This is a genomic window from Bradyrhizobium sp. LTSPM299, from assembly GCF_000938235.1.
Lineage (GTDB): Bacteria > Pseudomonadota > Alphaproteobacteria > Rhizobiales > Xanthobacteraceae > Bradyrhizobium.
Window position 1 is genome coordinate 535,609 of sequence record NZ_JYMU01000006.1, and the last position, 14,578, is coordinate 550,186.

The following is a 14,578-nucleotide window of genomic DNA, read 5'->3' on the forward strand; positions in this document are numbered from 1 at the left end:
GCCATCATCGGGCTCGGCGTCTTTTCGGTGATCCTGGCGTCTCGGATCATCTTCAACATCTAGAGGCCGCCTCAGTTGGCGGCTCCCTTCCGTTGTGCGCGGCTGGCGAGCGGGGCGAAGATGAACAGACATCCTCGGACACGTTCCGTGCCGCGAGATCATTGGCGCGCGCGTTGAACCTCCTAAGGTCTGAGGTCTACCAACTGGTCGCGCCATGGCGGCACTGCTAAGCTTCCGCCGCCAGGGAGAACAAACAGATGCTCAAGAAACTCTTGCGATTCCTGCCAGATCGCGGAGGGTGCGGTGCACGATGCCAAGACGTCCGGCGGAGCGGCCGGCAACACCGGCGCCAAAACCCGCACCATGACTAGACGAATTGGGGCTGAACCAATTGGCCTCATAGCGGTTGGGTTCGTGCTAACAAGGGCGAGCGGCGGATTTTGGCGGGCCGGCCGCATGATTTTTTTGCCAATTGCAGGGATTTGAGCGGAACGGATGCGCGGTCGGTATCGTAAATTCTCGCTGCCGCGCCGTCTCGTCGCCGATCTCATGCATGTGTCGGCGCGCGTGCCGTTCGTCTCGCTGATCCGTCCATTGAACGTCCGGGCGGTGATTGAGGCCCGCGCGCTTGCAGCCCGCCCGCCGGGTTGGGCCGCCATCTTCGTCAAGGCATTCGCCCTGGTTGCCAGGGACGAGCCTGTGTTGCGCACGCTCCATGTCAAATGGCCCTGGCCGGGCCTCTACGAATTGCCGCGCAATATCGGCATGGTGGCGATTGCCCGGGTCGTTGACGGCGAGGATTGCGTGCTGTTCGAACGGGTCTGCGCGCCGGACGAGATGACGCTTGCCGACATCGATGCGACGATCCGGCACGCCAAAAGCGCCCCGCTGCAGGAGATCCCCTCGTTCCGCAAAACCTTGTGCGTGGCCGGCCTGCCGCTGCCGCTGCGCCGGCTGGCCTGGGCGATCGGGATGAATTTCGGCCGGCAGCGCGCCAATTTCTGCGGCAGTTTTGGCGTGACTTCGGTCGCGGCCTATGGCCCCGGCGAGCTGCATGCGCTGAGCCCGGGCCCGTTTTTGCTGAGTTACGGCGTGATCAAGCCGGACCAGACCGTCGATGTCGTGCTGCGCTGGGACCATCTGGTCTGCGACGCCGCCCTGATCGCCAAAGCGCTGACCCGGCTGGAACAGGTGCTGAACAACGAGATATCAGCCGAGTTGCGCGCGATTCTGCCGCAAACCGAGCCCCGGCCGATCCTGGCCGTCGTAAAGCGGCCGTGATGCGTCGAAATGGCCGGTTTTGATGCCAAATCGGCCAAAAAAGCAGGCCGTTTCGTTTGACAGGACGGCGCTTTCTCCCTAGAACCCCGCTTGCTAGCGGGCCGGTTTCGGCCCGCGATGCGTTTCGCGACCCGTGGTTTTCCTCGAGCTTCGAGGCGGACCTGTCGGCATCGGCCCTTCGGCCGGTGCACAGGAGGGCGCGTTTCCTCAAAACCTGAAACCTGAAAGAGGACGCGATGACAAAGCGCAGTGAGGCGAAGTACAAGATCGATCGCCGTATGGGCCAGAATATCTGGGGCCGCCCGAAGAGCCCGGTGAACCGCCGCGAATACGGCCCCGGCCAGCACGGCCAGCGCCGCAAGGGCAAGCTCTCCGATTTCGGCGTGCAGCTCCGCGCCAAGCAGAAGCTCAAGGGCTACTACGCCAACATTTCCGAGCGCCAGTTCCACGGTATCTATGTCGAGGCCGGTCGCATGAAGGGCGACACCGGCGAGAACCTGATCGGTCTGCTGGAGCGCCGTCTGGACACCGTGGTCTATCGCTCGAAGTTCGTCGCCACGATGTTCGCCGCGCGCCAGTTCATCAACCACGGCCACGTCAAGGTGAACGGCCGCAAGGTCAACATCGGCAGCTACAAGCTGAAGATCGGCGACGCCATCGAGGTCAAGGAATCCTCCAAGCAGCTGACGCCGGTGCTGGAAGCCGCCCAGCTGCCCGAGCGCGACGTGCCCGATTTCCTCGAGGTCGATCACAGCAAGATGACCGCGAAGTTCGTCCGCGTCCCGGCGCTGACCGACGTGCCGTTCCCGGTGCAGATGGAGCCGCATCTGATCGTCGAATTCTATTCGCGCTGATCATTGCAGCGTTGCGAGATATCAAGGGCCCCGGTTTTGCCGGGGCCTTTTTGTTTCGCCGCAAGATGATAGTATATGCGGCAATTGGCAGATGCCTGCCTTAGTTGAGAAATCTTGCCGATGACCCGACTGCTCGAACAGGCGTTTGATACCGTCTCTAATCTGCCCGATGCGGAGCAGGACGACCTCGCGCGAGTCATGCTGCAGCTCGCCGGTGTCGACCAACCGCCGCTCCAGCTAACGGCCGAGGAAGAGGCAGATCTGGCCGAGGCCGACGCCGAGATTGCGCGCGGCGAGTTGGCGACCGCTCAGGAAGTACGTGCGGTGTGGGCGAAACACGGGCTGTGAACGTTCGCTATACGAGACGCGCTCTTGCCCAGATTGATCAGGCGCTCTCCTACATCGCAGCACGATCGCCTCAGGGAGCGGTTCACGTTCGTGATCGTGTCCTCGCTCTCGTCACCCTGCTGCAGGAGCGGCCCTATGCGGGACGCGCAACAAGCCGTCCCGGCGTCCGCCAGCTTCCGGCGACGCCGTACCCTTACCTGATCGATTATCGCGTGATGCCAACCGAGATTATCATTATGCGGTTTCGTTGCGCTGCCTGGAGACCTATAGGCTAAGCAGCGAACCCGCGCCGCGTCGCGGAGCAATGAGGAGCGTCGATGTTCTACACCCCTGCCCCACTCGATCCGAAGGCTCCGCCCGTCCGCATCAATTTGCTGTCGGACACGCAGACGAAACCGACGCCGGCGATGCGCGAGGCGATGGCGCGCGCGGAGGTCGGCGACGAGCAGGTCGGCGACGATCCGACCACCAATCTGCTCAACGCCCGCGTCGCCGAGTTGCTCGGCAAGGAAGCCGCCGTGTTCATGCCGTCGGGCACGATGTGCAATGTCGCAGCGACCCTGGCCTACTGCCGCCCCGGCGATGAGATCCTGGCGCATGCAACCGCCCACATCATCGCGCGCGAGGGCGGCGCCCATGCAGCGCTCGGCGGCTTCCAGATCACGCCACTGCCGGGCGACGACGGCCAATTCACACCGGAGACCTTCCGCGCCGCGCTGCATCCGCGCACCCGCTATCAGCCGCCGCAGGTCCTCGTCAGCGTCGAGCAGACCGCCAATATCGGCGGCGGCACGATCTGGAACAAGGCCGCGCTCGATGAGATCGTGACAACGGCCAAGGCCCATGGCCTAGCCACCCACATGGACGGCGCCCGGCTCTTGAACGCCACCGTCGCATCGGGCATCTCGCCGCGCGATATGACGGCGGGCTGGGATTCCGCCTGGATCGATTTCTCCAAGGGGCTGGGCGCCCCGATCGGCGGCGCCATCGCCGGCACGCGCGCCTTTATCGACGACGTCTGGCGCTGGAAGCAGCGGCTCGGCGGCTCGATGCGGCAGTCCGGCGTCGCCGCCGCCGCCTGCGTTTACGCGCTCGACCATCACGTCGACCGCCTTGCGGACGACCATGCCAATGCGCGGGCGCTGGCGCGCGGGCTATCGCAGATCGACGGCATCGAGGTTCAGGCGCCCGAGACCAACCTCGTCTTCTTCAAGCCCGATGGCGCGGGCGTGCCCGGCGACAGGATGGTCGCCGAGTTGCGCAAGCGCGGCGTGATGCTGGCGATGATGGACGGCCGCATCAGGGCCTGCACCCATCTCGACGTGACCGCGGCCCAGATCGAGGAGACGGTCGGCCACGTCAGGGAGATCGTGCGCGGGGCGTAGAGCGTTTTCGAGCGAAGTGGATACCGGTTCTCGTGAAGAAAACGCGTCAAAAAACAGCCTAACGCTCAGCGCCCCATCGCCCGATAGATCAGCGTCTTCAATTCCTGCTGGATCCGGCCGCGCTGCGACGGCGTCTGCACCAGGAAAATCCCGAGAAAATCGTCCTCGGGATCGATGAAGAAGAAGGTGCCGCCGACGCCGTCCCAACGATACTCGCCAAGCGGCCAGGAGGTGCCTTCCGGCACCGAGGTGCGGACCGCGAAGCTGAGGCCGTAACCCGAATTCGGACCGGGGTAGTAGTTCTGATCGCGCGCAATCCCGGTCTCGGGACCGATATGATCCGACGCCATCAGCGCGATGGTGTCCGGCTTCAGATAGCGCCGGCCCTCATAGGTGCCGCCGTTCAACAGCATCTGCGCGAAGCGCGCATAGTCGCCGACGGTGCCGACCATCCCGCCGCCACCGGATTGCCATTTCAGCGGCTTCCTGGGATCGCGCACCTGCGTGACCTGACCGATCGCGCGATCATTCGGCATCGGTTCGGCAATGCGCGGCCATTTTGTGGGATCGGCGACGTAGAACGCGGCGTCGTTCATTCCGAGCGGACCGAGCAGCCGCTCCTTCTCGAATTGAAACAGCGACTGTCCGGTGATCACCTCGATGACGCGGCCGAGAACGTCGATGCCATGGCCGTAATCCCACAGCGTGCCGGGCTGCTCCGCGAGCGGCAGTGTGGTGACCTTCGCCGCAAATTCGGCATTGGTGAGATCGTCGCTGTGTGAGAGATGGGCGTCGGCGTAGAGCTTGTTCACCTCACCGCCGCCATAATAGCCATAGGGCACCCCGGCGGTTTGGCGCATCAGATCCTCGATCATGATGGGCCGCTTGAGCGGCTCCAGCGCCAGCGCGACCTTGCCGTCCTCGCCGTGTTTCTCGACGCCGACCTTCATGTCGGCGAACGCCGGGATGTATTTCGAGACCGGATCGTCCAGGCGGAGCTTGCCCTCCTCGACCAGCATCATCGCCATGACAGAGGTGATCGGCTTCGACATCGAATAGAGACGGAAGATGGTGTCCGCGCTCATCGAGAGTTGGGTGGCGACATCGCGAACGCCGAAATTCTCGTAATAGACCGGCTTGCCGTGCTGCTGCAGCAACAGGATCGCGCCGGGTATCTTGCCGGTCGCGATCTCGTTCCTGACGTAGTCGGAGACCTTGGCGAGGCCCTCCGGCGAAAAATGATGCGCGGCGGGCCCCTCGGAGCTCGCTCGCGCACCAACCGCACCGAACAAGAGCACGAGCGCCGCGACCAGCGCGCGGCGCCCGCGCATCTCAATTCTCCATCGCTTCATAGATCAACTGCTTCAACTTCACCTGGATGGGCTGGCGCTGGCTCGGTGTTTGCTCCATCAGGATGAAGAACAGGTCCTGCTTGCGGTCAATCACGTAATAGCAGCCGCTTGCGCCGTCCCACTTCAGTTCGCCGAGGTCGCCGGGCGGCGGCGGCTTCGCGTTGCCGGGATCGGTGCGGACCGCGATGCCGAGCCCGAAGCCGAAGCCGTCGCCGGGGAAATAGAAGCTGTCGCGCTCGACCCCCGATCCCGGGCCGACGCGGTCGGTCGTCAAGTCCTTGAACGTCTCGGGCTTCAGGATGGTCTTGCCTTCGAAGGTGCCGCCATTGAGCAGCATCTGCGCAAAGCGCGAATAGTCGGCCATGGTCGAGACCATGCCGCCGCTGGCCGATTCCCATTTCTTGACCTTGGTCGGATCGTTGACCCGACCGACACGGAAATCGCTGTCGGTCGGCAGCGGCTCGGCCATCAGCTTCTGCTTCTCGGGATCGGTGACGAAGAAGCCGGTGTCCGTCATGCCGAGCGGATCGAGCAGATTCTTGCGCTCGATCGTCGAAAGCTTCTCACCGGTCGTGACTTCCATCACCCGCGCCAGAATGTCGGTGGAGTGGCCGTACTGCCAGAGCCCGCCGGGCTGATTGTGCAGCGGCAGCTTGGCGATGCGCTCGGCGAATTCGGCGAGGTCGAAATCGCCGCCATAGATATTGGCTTCGCGATAGGCCTTGCGCACCAGGCTGTCGCCATAGAAGCCGTAGGTCACGCCCGACGTATGCGTCATCAAATCGAGAATTGTCATTGGCCGCTTGGGCGGCACCAGTTCGAGCGTCTTGGTGCCGTCCTCGGCCTTCTTCTCGACGCCGACCTTCACATCGGCAAAGGACGGAATGTATTTCGAAACGGGATCATCGAGCTTGAACTTGCCCTCCTCGAGCAGCTGCATCGACGCCACGGCGGAGATCGACTTGCTCATCGAGGCCAGTCGAAAGATGGTCTTGTCAGTGATCGGCGCTTTGCTGACGACGTCCTGCACCCCGAAAGATTCGTGGTAGACCGGCTTGCCGTGCTGCTGGATCAGAACGATCGCGCCGGCGATCTTGCCGGTCGCCACCTGGTCCTTGAAGAATTCCGAGATCCTGGCGAGCTTGTCCGGGTTGAAATGCGCGCCGGCCGGAATTTCGTAGGTACCTTCAGTGTGAGTGAACGCCGGCGATGCAGCCAGCAACACCGCGGCGGCCACAGCCCCGCACACCAATCGAAATGAATTCATCAATCCCTCCCGGACTTCACGAGGAAGTGTAGCGGCCGTGTCGTCAGGCACAAGGGCTGCCAAAGGGGGCCAAGGCATCCTGATGTAATTCAGCGCTGGGGGCGGAAAAGCAGCAGAAAATGATATGACCGATCACGGGCGTTGCCGTCAGAGCCTCGACGACCGTTCTGACCGCAATTGCAGCCGCGCGATCTGCGGGGAAATCATAGATGCCGGTGGAGATCGCAGGGAAGGCGACCGACGCGAGCCCGTGCTTTTCGCAGAGCTCCATGGAGCGGCGATAGCAGGACGCAAGCAGATCGTCCTCGCCGAGCTTGCCGCCATTCCATACGGGGCCGACTGTGTGGATCACGTGGTTGGCTGGCAGTCGATAGCCTTTGGTGATCTTGGCGTTGCCGGTCTTGCAACCGTGAAGCATACGGCATTCGGCGACCAGATCCGGTCCCGCGGCACGGTGGATCGCGCCATCCACGCCGCCACCACCCAGCAGCGACGAATTGGCGGCGTTGACGATGGCGTCAACGCGCAGGGTCGTGATGTCGGCAACGATGACGTCAAGCCGCGCCTGGCCGATCTGGCGCGCCGTCAAGGTCAGGCCGTCGCGTCGACCGGAACGCCCTTGTCAGCAAACAGCTGCTGCAACTCACCGGCCTGGAACATCTCGCGGATGATGTCGCAACCGCCGACGAATTCGCCCTTCACATAAAGCTGCGGAATCGTCGGCCAGTTCGAAAAGGTCTTGATGCCGTTGCGCAGCTCGGCCGATTCGAGAACGTTGAGGCCCTTATAGCCGACACCGATGTGGTCGAGGATCTGCACGACCTGACCGGAAAACCCGCATTGCGGGAATTGCGGCGTGCCCTTCATGAACAGCACGACGTCGTTCGACTTCACTTCGTTGTCGATGAATTGCTCGATGCTCATTTTCGCTTCCTTGTGGGGCGGCGCTCTCAAGCCTTACGGACCGGCCCGCCCTGTCTAACCCATGACCTGCCATATATGTACCCCAAACCATTGTGCATCCAAAGCAAAATGGCCGGAAATCAGGCATGCGGCAGACGCCGGACGGGCGCCCAAGAGCGCGGCTCGTAGTCCGATGGCGCCAATATCATCGCCGGGGAGGCTTTTTTCCCGTAACGGAGCCCCCATCTAGGACGAACTATCCGTCGGGAACCAGTCCGCTGAACCAACGTTCTCCCCAAGAACCGGAGACCATCGTGACGAAGCCAGCCTCCGCCGCGGCCGCCATTGCCAACGCTCCCCTGTCGCTGTTTTCCGAATCCGGGTCTTTGGCCCAGCGGCTGGTGGATTCCTACCTTGCGGTCCGCGACGAGACCGAGCGCCGGGCCGCGCCGCTGTCGCCGGAAGACCAGTTGATCCAGTCGATGCCGGATGCGAGCCCCGCCAAGTGGCACCGCGCCCATACCACCTGGTTCTTCGAACAGTTTCTGCTCGGCGAACACGTCGATGGGTACACCCCGTTCCACCCCGACTATGCCTATCTCTTCAATTCCTACTACGTCAGCGCCGGCCCCAGGCATGCCCGCCACCAACGCGGCCATCTGACCCGCCCGACCGCCGGCGAAGTCACCGCCTACCGCCGCCATGTCGACGCCGAGGTGGTCAAATTCTTCCAGCGCGCGGGAGAGGAAAAACTTCACGAGCTTGTGCCGCTGGTCGAGGTCGGGCTCAATCATGAGCAGCAGCATCAGGAGTTGATGTTCACCGATATCCTGCACGCCTTCGCGCAGAACCCGATCCCGCCGGCCTACGATCCGGCGTGGCGCTTCCCGGCATCTCATCGCGGCGGCGAACAATGGCTCACGCTGAACGAAGGCATCCACTCTGTCGGGCATGCCGACGACAGCTTCCATTTCGACAATGAGAAGCCCGCACATCGCGCCCTCGTCGGGCCGGTCAAACTTGCGAAGAATCTCGTCACCAATGCCGAATGGCTCGCGTTCATGAAGGACGGCGGTTATTCGACCGCGACGCTGTGGCTGATGGACGGCTTTGCCAACGTCAGCAACGAGGGTTGGCAGGCGCCCGGCCATTGGCGCGAGGTCAACGGCGAATGGAAGATCATGACGCTTGGTGGCCTGCAGCCGATCGATCCGTCAGCCCCCGTGTGCCATGTCAGCTACTATGAAGCCGACGCCTTTGCCCGCTGGGCCGGCAAGCATCTGCCGACCGAGATGGAATGGGAGGTCGCCGCACGCGCCGGCCAGCTCAACGACGCCTACGGCATCGTCTGGCAATGGACCCGCAGCTCCTACTCGCCCTATCCCGGTTACCGCGCGATCGAGGGCGCGCTCGGCGAGTACAACGGCAAGTTCATGATCAACCAGCTGGTGCTGCGCGGCTCCTCGCTGGCGACACCGGCCGGTCACAGCCGTGTCACCTACCGCAATTTCTTCTATCCCTTCCACCGCTGGCAATTCACGGGGTTACGCCTCGCCGATTACGCCTGATTGATTCCTGTCGACATCAATAGCGCGCCGGAAAGCGCGTTCAGGAGAGTATCATGAATGTGCATGCCGCCGCTTTGGCCAAAGCGTATCCGTTCGACGAAGCGACCTCGGCGTTCGCCGGCGACGTGATCGGCGATCTCGCCCGTCACCCAAAACGGCTGTCGCCGAAATATTTTTACGACGCCGCGGGCTCGGAGCTGTTCGAGCAGATCACGGTGCTGCCGGAGTATTATCCGACGCGGACCGAGCTCGGCATCCTGCGCGACCGCGGCGACGAAATCGCCGCGATCATCCCTGATGGGGCTGCCTTGGTCGAATTTGGCGCGGGCGCGACCACCAAGGTGCGGCTGCTGCTCGAGCACTGCGAATTTGGCGCCTATGTGCCGGTCGATATCTCAGGCGATTTCCTCAAAGCCCAGGCCGACGGCCTGCGCAAGGATTTCCCCGATCTCGGCATCTATCCGGTCGCCGCCGATTTCACCGCGCCGTTCGCCCTACCCGAAGCCGTCGCCGGGATGCCGAAGGTCGGCTTCTTCCCGGGCTCGACGCTCGGCAATTTCGAGCCGCAAGAGGCGGCCGCCTTCCTGCGCAGCGCGCGTCAGATCCTGGGAGATGGCGCGCAGATGATCATCGGCGTCGACCTCGAAAAGGACGAGCGCGTGCTGTACGACGCCTACAATGATGCGTCCGGCGTCACGGCGCGCTTCAATCTCAATGTGCTGGTTCGCATCAACCGCGAACTCGGCGGCAATTTCGACCTCTCGGGATTCACCCACCGCTCGATCTACAATCGCGATCGGCATCGCATCGAGATGCACCTGATCAGCCGCAAGGCGCAGACCGTGCGCATCCTCGGCAACAGCTTCGCGTTCCGCCCGGGCGAGAGCATCCACACCGAAAACAGCTACAAATACTCACTGGAACGCTTCACCGCGCTGGCTCGCAGTTCCGGCTGGATGGTGCGGGAAAGCTGGACCGACGCGAACCGGATGTTCTCGGTGCATGCGCTGACCGCGGAATAAGCCGACCGGCGAGATCGGAAACCGTCATGGGCAGGCGAGCGCTGCAGATCACGACAGCCGTGCTTGCCCTGGTGCCGATCGTGACCGGCGTGATCACCATGCTGGGCGTGAGCGATCCGCTTTACGCATCGGCGGGCGTTCCAGCGCTGCCGGTGCTGGACAGCAATCTCCGCTTCTTCGGCGGAGTGTGGCTTGGCCTCGGCCTTTCGCTGCTCTGGCTGACTCCGCGCATCGAAAGTCAGACCGTCCTGTTCCGCGTGGTCTGGGGCGCCATCTTCCTGGGAGGCGTCGGCAGGTTGCTCTCGATCCTGTTGGTCGGTTCGCCGCCAATTCCGTTCGTGGGCTTCACCGCGCTCGAGCTGATCGGCGCTCCGCTGTTCGTCTATTGGCAGCATCGTGTGGCGGCGACCGCTCGCCCGTGAGGCGCATCGCGACGTCGGCTACCCCTCTGCCGTATCCGATCTCAATGAGATCGATTCCCACGCCGCGACCACGATCATAATCGCGGTCGTGACGATCGACAGCAGCAGGGGTGACATCTCGCTTGCGAAATAGGCTGTCACCGCGAGCGCGACGATGCCGACGCCGTGCGAGAGCTGCAGGAAGTTGCGGATCACGTGCTTGAACAGGATGGTCCCGACCAGGAACAGCAAGGGACCGCCGATCGCGCTCACCACCGTCTTGAGATCGGAATGGCCGGTTGGATGCTTCAGCACCAGTTCGTCGGCGACCGCTGTCAGGATGATCCCGCCGATGATCGGCATGTGCAGATAGGTATAGGCGATCCGCGCCACGCGCCCGGATTCGGCCGATTTCGAGATCATCTCGGCGCCGGCCTCGGCGCCCTTGTGGAAATAGATCCACCACATCGCGATGGAGCCGACCAGGGCCGACAAGAATGCGGCCACATTCTCGGGCGTCCAGGTGAGGTCGGCGAAGGTCGCGCCGTCGACGACGATGGCTTCGCCCAGCGCGATGATGATGAAGCCTGCGCAGCGCTCGGCCATGTGGCCGCCCTCGACCGACCAGGCCTCCATCGACGAAAACCCGAGCTTCGGCGTCCAGAACCGCAGCGCCGGCGCGGCATATTCGATCGTCACCGCTGCGATCCAAAGCCAGAGGCGGATTTGCCCCTCGGCCAGGCCGCCTGATATCCAGAGCACGGCCGAACAGGACAGCCAGGCCAGGATACGGATGGCGTTGTGGCGGACCGCCGCGCGGTGGGGCGGCGTCGCCAGCAGCCAGAACAGGGTCCGGCCGATCTGCATGACCGCATAGGTCACGGCAAACCACAGCCCCCGCCCGTCAAAGGCCGTCGGGATCGAGGTCGACAGCACGAGCCCGCCCAGCATCAGCACGAACAGCAGGAGCCGAACCGGCGTCAGATCGGGGTTGAGCCAGTTGGTGACCCAGGTGGTGTAGACCCACACCCACCACACCGCGAGGAACAGCAGCGTGACCTGCACCGCTCCCAGCGGAGTGAAATGGTTCAGCAGCGTGTGCGACAGCTGCGTGACGGCGAAGACAAAGACGAGATCGAACAGCAGCTCGGCATTGGTGACGCGGCTGTGCTGGTCCGGCACGATGACCCGAAACATCGCGCCGCGCGGATTGTCTGCCATCGATCAGACCCCGCCCGGTTGCCGGGCCTAGGCTTCCGGTACGCCGGTCTGCAGGGCCAGCGCGTGCAGCACGCCACCCATCTGGCCCTTGAGCGACTGATAGACGATCTGGTGCTGCTGGACGCGGGATTTGCCGCGGAAGGAGGCGGAAATGACCGTCGCCGCATAGTGGTCGCCGTCGCCGGCCAGATCGCGGATCGTCACCTCGGCATCCGGGATCGCTGCCTTGATCATCGATTCGATATCGCGGGCGTCCATCGGCATCCCAATTCACCTCCATCAGGTCGCTTCGAATCGGAGCGGCTCGCGCCGACTTCGTATCAGGGCGGCTCGCGCCACCATCATATCAGGGCGGCTCCCGCCGCCATCGAATCACGACCGGCTCGCGCGGCCGTGACGGCAAAACCTAGCGCCTGCGGTCTTCTAGGTCATCCCGGCAGATACTATATGCCCATTCCCAGCGATTTAAACATGCATCAATCGGTCACAAGCCATCACGCCGAAATGACCACAAAAGGCGCAGAACCATGAAGCTCCCCGGTCCCGACCATCCGATCACCATCACAGCCAATCCCAAGCGCGTCCGCGTCACCGCCGATGGCGTCGTCATCGCCGAGACGACCCATGCGCTGACCTTGAAGGAAGCGAGCTATCCGGCCGTGCAATATCTGCCGCGCCAGGACGCCAACATGGCGCTTTTGGCCCGCACCGAGCGGACCACGCATTGCCCCTACAAGGGCGACGCGAGCTATTACAGCATCAAGGCCAACGGCAAGACGCTGGATAACGCGATCTGGACCTATGAAACACCGTTCCCGGCCATGACCGAGATCACGGGCCATCTGGCGTTCTATCCGGACAAGGTGAAGATCGAGGAAGTGGCTTAACCTAAGCATTCGTCATTCCGGGTTCGATGCTGACGCATCGCCCGGGAATGACGGCGTTGTTTGGCGCATCGCATCGTCACGCCCTGAATATCGTCAGCCCAAGGATCAGCAGCACCAGGAAGATCACAACAAAGACGTAGAACAGGAAGCGCGCGATGTCGGCCGAGGCGGCTGAAATGCCGGTGAAGCCGAGCAAGCCCGCGATGATCGATACAACGAGAAAGATCAACGCCCATTTCAGAATTGTCATCGCTTGCCCCTCAAAGCCGCGCGCGCCTGCGCGTCCGCCAGTCCTTTGGGTAACGCCCGCCCGCGCCCCCAGTTCCAGAAACGAAACAGATACGCAGAGATGACCGACCTCGACACGACGGAATCGAGGCAATTGGGCCTTGCTGAATCCGGTTCCCAATTGCAACATCCGGCCACGCAACCGGCCGGGGACATTATGAAATCGATTGCTCACGTGGCTCCGGCCACTGTCGACATCCACGCAACGCCGAAGGCGCGTTCGCGCAACGTGTCGCTGGACCGCGCGCGGACGTTCCTGACGCTGGTCGTGCTGCTGCACCACGCGGTGATCCCCTACACCTATTTCGGGCACACCGATCCGACGTCCTGGATCGGCTTCGACTGCGTCGTGCTCGCCACCGACAGCTTCTTCATGGCGATGTTCTTCTTCCTGTCGGGGCTGTTCGTGTGGCCGGGCCTCGGCCACAAGCCGTGGCTGATTTTCCTGCGCGACCGGCTGCTGCGGCTCGGCCTGCCCTTTGCGATCTGCGCCGTCACGGTGATCCCGCTGGCCTATTATGCGATCGCGTTGCGCGCGACGCCGGGACTGACCTTCTCCGAATTCTGGTGGAAAACCGTCACCGTCGGACCGTGGCCGAGTGGCCCGGTCTGGTTCGTCTGGGTCTTGATGTGCTTCGACGTAACCGCGAGCCTGCTCTACCGGGTGTCGTCGAAGTTGCTCGATCCGATCAACCGGCTGTCGCTGAAGGGGTTTGAACGTCCTTCGAAATTCTGGCTGTTCCTCGTTGTGGCCAGCGCCCTCGTCTACATCCCGATGCTGGTCCATTATGGCCAGAATTACTGGTTCGAGTTCGGACCGTTTTCGGTGCAGGCAAGCCGCGTGCTGCTCTATGCGGCATACTTCTTCATCGGTGCAGGCATTGGCGTCGCAAACTTCGAGAACGGTCTGCTCAGCGCACATGGGCGGCTGACCGAGCGTCGCTGGTTCTGGACGATCATCACGCTGATTCCGTATGCCATGATGTGGGTCATGATCTACATCAAGCGCGAGATCATCGGGAATCCCGATCCGCTGCCGTCCTGGTATCTTGCGATCTACGGCCTGTTCTACGTGCTGTTCAGCGCCTCGATCCTGTTCGCGATCCTAGCCTACTTCCTGCAATCGAAGTCGCCGGGCCCGACGCTGCTCGACCGCATGCAAGCCGACGCCTACGGCATGTTCCTGGTGCACTATCCGATCGTGCTGTGGCTGCACTACTGGCTGTTCGACTTCGAGCTGCCGGCGATTGCAAAGGCCGCGATCGCGTTTTTCACCACGATCATCCTGAGCTGGGCTGTCACGGCGGCGCTGCGCAAGATCCCCGGCGCGAAGCACGTGCTGTAGCGCGCGCAGCGATACCGCGGACCTCCGTTCCGCTACGCTGCTCCAGCCGCGCCACCGGCGCGGCCACCGGAGCGCGGCCGACAATATGCGTACAACCTGACTTTGGTCACATGCCGGCAGGCGATTCTCGGTTATGCTGGCCGGACTGATTGACCTCACGGAGGCTGAGATGAACGACCCGCAAATTGGATGGATCGCCGCAATCATCGTCGGCGGACTGGCCGGCTGGCTTGCCGAGATGTTCATGAAGACCGGCACCGGAATTCTGATGAACATCACCCTCGGCATAGTCGGCGCCGCGCTCGCCAACTTCCTGCTGGGTCTGCTTGGCGTGTCGCTGGGCGGAGGCTGGATCGGCTACCTCGTGACCGGCTTTGTCGGCGCCTGCGTTATCATTTTCGCATGGCGCGCGATCCGCGGCGGAAGATAGCGGCAGCATTTTTTCAAACGAGTACG

Annotated in this window: 18 protein-coding genes; 11 read left to right on the top strand and 7 right to left on the bottom strand. The window is 63.0% G+C overall.

Annotation, left to right across the window (positions count from 1 at the left end; all coding sequences use genetic code 11):
- Positions 1-495 precede the first annotated feature (495 nt).
- The 5 genes from UP10_RS03705 (at position 496) to UP10_RS03720 (ending at position 3,868) form a co-directional block, all read left to right on the top strand.
- Complete coding sequence (locus UP10_RS03705; RefSeq protein ID WP_044585990.1) at positions 496-1,281, top strand: acyltransferase; 786 nt, start codon at positions 496-498, stop codon at positions 1,279-1,281.
- Between the two features lie 236 nt (positions 1,282-1,517).
- Positions 1,518-2,135, top strand: coding sequence for a 30S ribosomal protein S4 (gene rpsD, locus UP10_RS03710; RefSeq protein WP_044585991.1), 618 nt, complete (start codon positions 1,518-1,520; stop codon positions 2,133-2,135).
- Positions 2,136-2,255: 120 nt separating this feature from the next.
- Positions 2,256-2,483 (top strand): hypothetical protein, encoded by a 228-nt coding sequence (locus UP10_RS03715; protein ID WP_044585992.1) that lies wholly within the window; start codon positions 2,256-2,258, stop codon positions 2,481-2,483.
- Positions 2,480-2,758: a type II toxin-antitoxin system RelE/ParE family toxin gene (locus UP10_RS42775; RefSeq protein ID WP_082076969.1), complete on the top strand. Its 279-nt coding sequence runs from the start codon at positions 2,480-2,482 to the stop codon at positions 2,756-2,758. Before UP10_RS03715 ends, UP10_RS42775 begins: the two co-directional genes overlap by 4 nt.
- A gap of 42 nt (positions 2,759-2,800) precedes the next feature.
- A complete protein-coding gene (locus UP10_RS03720; protein WP_044585993.1) occupies positions 2,801-3,868 on the top strand; it encodes a threonine aldolase family protein in 1,068 nt (355 codons plus the stop codon).
- 65 nt (positions 3,869-3,933) lie between these two features.
- On the opposite strand, the gene UP10_RS03725 is transcribed toward UP10_RS03720, so the two are convergent.
- From UP10_RS03725 to grxD, 4 genes are read right to left on the bottom strand one after another with little or no spacing between them, the layout of a single operon-like run.
- On the bottom strand, positions 3,934-5,199 hold the full coding sequence (locus UP10_RS03725) for a serine hydrolase domain-containing protein (RefSeq protein ID WP_044585994.1): 1,266 nt from the start codon (positions 5,197-5,199) through the stop codon (positions 3,934-3,936).
- 1 nt (position 5,200) lies between these two features.
- Positions 5,201-6,487, bottom strand: coding sequence for a serine hydrolase domain-containing protein (locus UP10_RS03730; RefSeq protein ID WP_044585995.1), 1,287 nt, complete (start codon positions 6,485-6,487; stop codon positions 5,201-5,203).
- Between the two features lie 43 nt (positions 6,488-6,530).
- The gene (locus UP10_RS03735) at positions 6,531-7,076 is read right to left on the bottom strand and encodes an O-acetyl-ADP-ribose deacetylase (RefSeq protein WP_502692150.1); all 546 of its coding nucleotides are present in this window, start codon (positions 7,074-7,076) and stop codon (positions 6,531-6,533) included.
- 2 nt (positions 7,077-7,078) lie between these two features.
- A complete protein-coding gene (grxD, locus tag UP10_RS03740) occupies positions 7,079-7,411 on the bottom strand; it encodes a Grx4 family monothiol glutaredoxin (RefSeq protein WP_044541499.1) in 333 nt (110 codons plus the stop codon).
- Positions 7,412-7,704: 293 nt separating this feature from the next.
- Between grxD and egtB the strand changes: the two genes are divergently transcribed.
- From egtB to UP10_RS03755, 3 genes are read left to right on the top strand one after another with little or no spacing between them, the layout of a single operon-like run.
- Positions 7,705-8,958, top strand: a complete 1,254-nt coding sequence (gene egtB / locus UP10_RS03745; protein ID WP_082076970.1) for an ergothioneine biosynthesis protein EgtB — start codon at positions 7,705-7,707, stop codon at positions 8,956-8,958.
- A 53-nt stretch (positions 8,959-9,011) separates the two neighbouring features.
- On the top strand, positions 9,012-9,980 hold the full coding sequence (gene egtD, locus UP10_RS03750; RefSeq protein ID WP_044585997.1) for an L-histidine N(alpha)-methyltransferase: 969 nt from the start codon (positions 9,012-9,014) through the stop codon (positions 9,978-9,980).
- A gap of 26 nt (positions 9,981-10,006) precedes the next feature.
- Positions 10,007-10,402 carry a DUF4345 domain-containing protein gene (locus tag UP10_RS03755; protein ID WP_044585998.1) on the top strand — a complete coding sequence of 132 codons (396 nt, stop codon included), beginning with the start codon at positions 10,007-10,009 and terminating at the stop codon, positions 10,400-10,402.
- An 18-nt stretch (positions 10,403-10,420) separates the two neighbouring features.
- On the opposite strand, the gene UP10_RS03760 is transcribed toward UP10_RS03755, so the two are convergent.
- Both UP10_RS03760 and UP10_RS03765 read right to left on the bottom strand, forming a co-directional pair.
- On the bottom strand, positions 10,421-11,602 hold the full coding sequence (locus UP10_RS03760; RefSeq protein WP_044585999.1) for a low temperature requirement protein A: 1,182 nt from the start codon (positions 11,600-11,602) through the stop codon (positions 10,421-10,423).
- 27 nt (positions 11,603-11,629) lie between these two features.
- A complete protein-coding gene (locus tag UP10_RS03765; protein ID WP_044541505.1) occupies positions 11,630-11,866 on the bottom strand; it encodes a BolA family protein in 237 nt (78 codons plus the stop codon).
- 263 nt (positions 11,867-12,129) lie between these two features.
- Between UP10_RS03765 and UP10_RS03770 the strand changes: the two genes are divergently transcribed.
- Positions 12,130-12,489 carry a DUF427 domain-containing protein gene (locus UP10_RS03770; protein ID WP_044586000.1) on the top strand — a complete coding sequence of 120 codons (360 nt, stop codon included), beginning with the start codon at positions 12,130-12,132 and terminating at the stop codon, positions 12,487-12,489.
- Between the two features lie 76 nt (positions 12,490-12,565).
- Here the strand turns inward: UP10_RS03770 and UP10_RS42780 are convergent, their stop codons facing one another.
- Complete coding sequence (locus UP10_RS42780) at positions 12,566-12,739, bottom strand: DUF1328 domain-containing protein (protein ID WP_044541507.1); 174 nt, start codon at positions 12,737-12,739, stop codon at positions 12,566-12,568.
- Between the two features lie 195 nt (positions 12,740-12,934).
- Here UP10_RS42780 and UP10_RS03780 point away from each other — a divergent pair, with 195 nt between their 5' ends.
- Both UP10_RS03780 and UP10_RS03785 read left to right on the top strand, forming a co-directional pair.
- Entirely contained in the window at positions 12,935-14,122 is a 1,188-nt protein-coding gene (locus UP10_RS03780) for an acyltransferase family protein (RefSeq protein ID WP_044586001.1), read from the top strand.
- Between the two features lie 169 nt (positions 14,123-14,291).
- Complete coding sequence (locus tag UP10_RS03785) at positions 14,292-14,552, top strand: GlsB/YeaQ/YmgE family stress response membrane protein (RefSeq protein WP_044586177.1); 261 nt, start codon at positions 14,292-14,294, stop codon at positions 14,550-14,552.
- The last annotated feature ends 26 nt before the right edge of the window (positions 14,553-14,578 follow it).

Coding starts and splice junctions, on each gene's coding strand:
- UP10_RS03705 (WP_044585990.1), top strand. CDS start 496: ATGCGCGGTCGGTATCGTAAATTCTCGCTGCCGCGCCGTCTCGTCGCC.
- rpsD (WP_044585991.1), top strand. CDS start 1,518: ATGACAAAGCGCAGTGAGGCGAAGTACAAGATCGATCGCCGTATGGGC.
- UP10_RS03715 (WP_044585992.1), top strand. CDS start 2,256: ATGACCCGACTGCTCGAACAGGCGTTTGATACCGTCTCTAATCTGCCC.
- UP10_RS03720 (WP_044585993.1), top strand. CDS start 2,801: ATGTTCTACACCCCTGCCCCACTCGATCCGAAGGCTCCGCCCGTCCGC.
- UP10_RS03725 (WP_044585994.1), bottom strand. CDS start 5,199: ATGCGCGGGCGCCGCGCGCTGGTCGCGGCGCTCGTGCTCTTGTTCGGT.
- UP10_RS03730 (WP_044585995.1), bottom strand. CDS start 6,487: ATGAATTCATTTCGATTGGTGTGCGGGGCTGTGGCCGCCGCGGTGTTG.
- grxD (WP_044541499.1), bottom strand. CDS start 7,411: ATGAGCATCGAGCAATTCATCGACAACGAAGTGAAGTCGAACGACGTC.
- egtD (WP_044585997.1), top strand. CDS start 9,012: ATGAATGTGCATGCCGCCGCTTTGGCCAAAGCGTATCCGTTCGACGAA.
- UP10_RS03755 (WP_044585998.1), top strand. CDS start 10,007: ATGGGCAGGCGAGCGCTGCAGATCACGACAGCCGTGCTTGCCCTGGTG.
- UP10_RS03760 (WP_044585999.1), bottom strand. CDS start 11,602: ATGGCAGACAATCCGCGCGGCGCGATGTTTCGGGTCATCGTGCCGGAC.
- UP10_RS03765 (WP_044541505.1), bottom strand. CDS start 11,866: ATGCCGATGGACGCCCGCGATATCGAATCGATGATCAAGGCAGCGATC.
- UP10_RS03770 (WP_044586000.1), top strand. CDS start 12,130: ATGAAGCTCCCCGGTCCCGACCATCCGATCACCATCACAGCCAATCCC.
- UP10_RS42780 (WP_044541507.1), bottom strand. CDS start 12,739: ATGACAATTCTGAAATGGGCGTTGATCTTTCTCGTTGTATCGATCATC.
- UP10_RS03780 (WP_044586001.1), top strand. CDS start 12,935: ATGAAATCGATTGCTCACGTGGCTCCGGCCACTGTCGACATCCACGCA.
- UP10_RS03785 (WP_044586177.1), top strand. CDS start 14,292: ATGAACGACCCGCAAATTGGATGGATCGCCGCAATCATCGTCGGCGGA.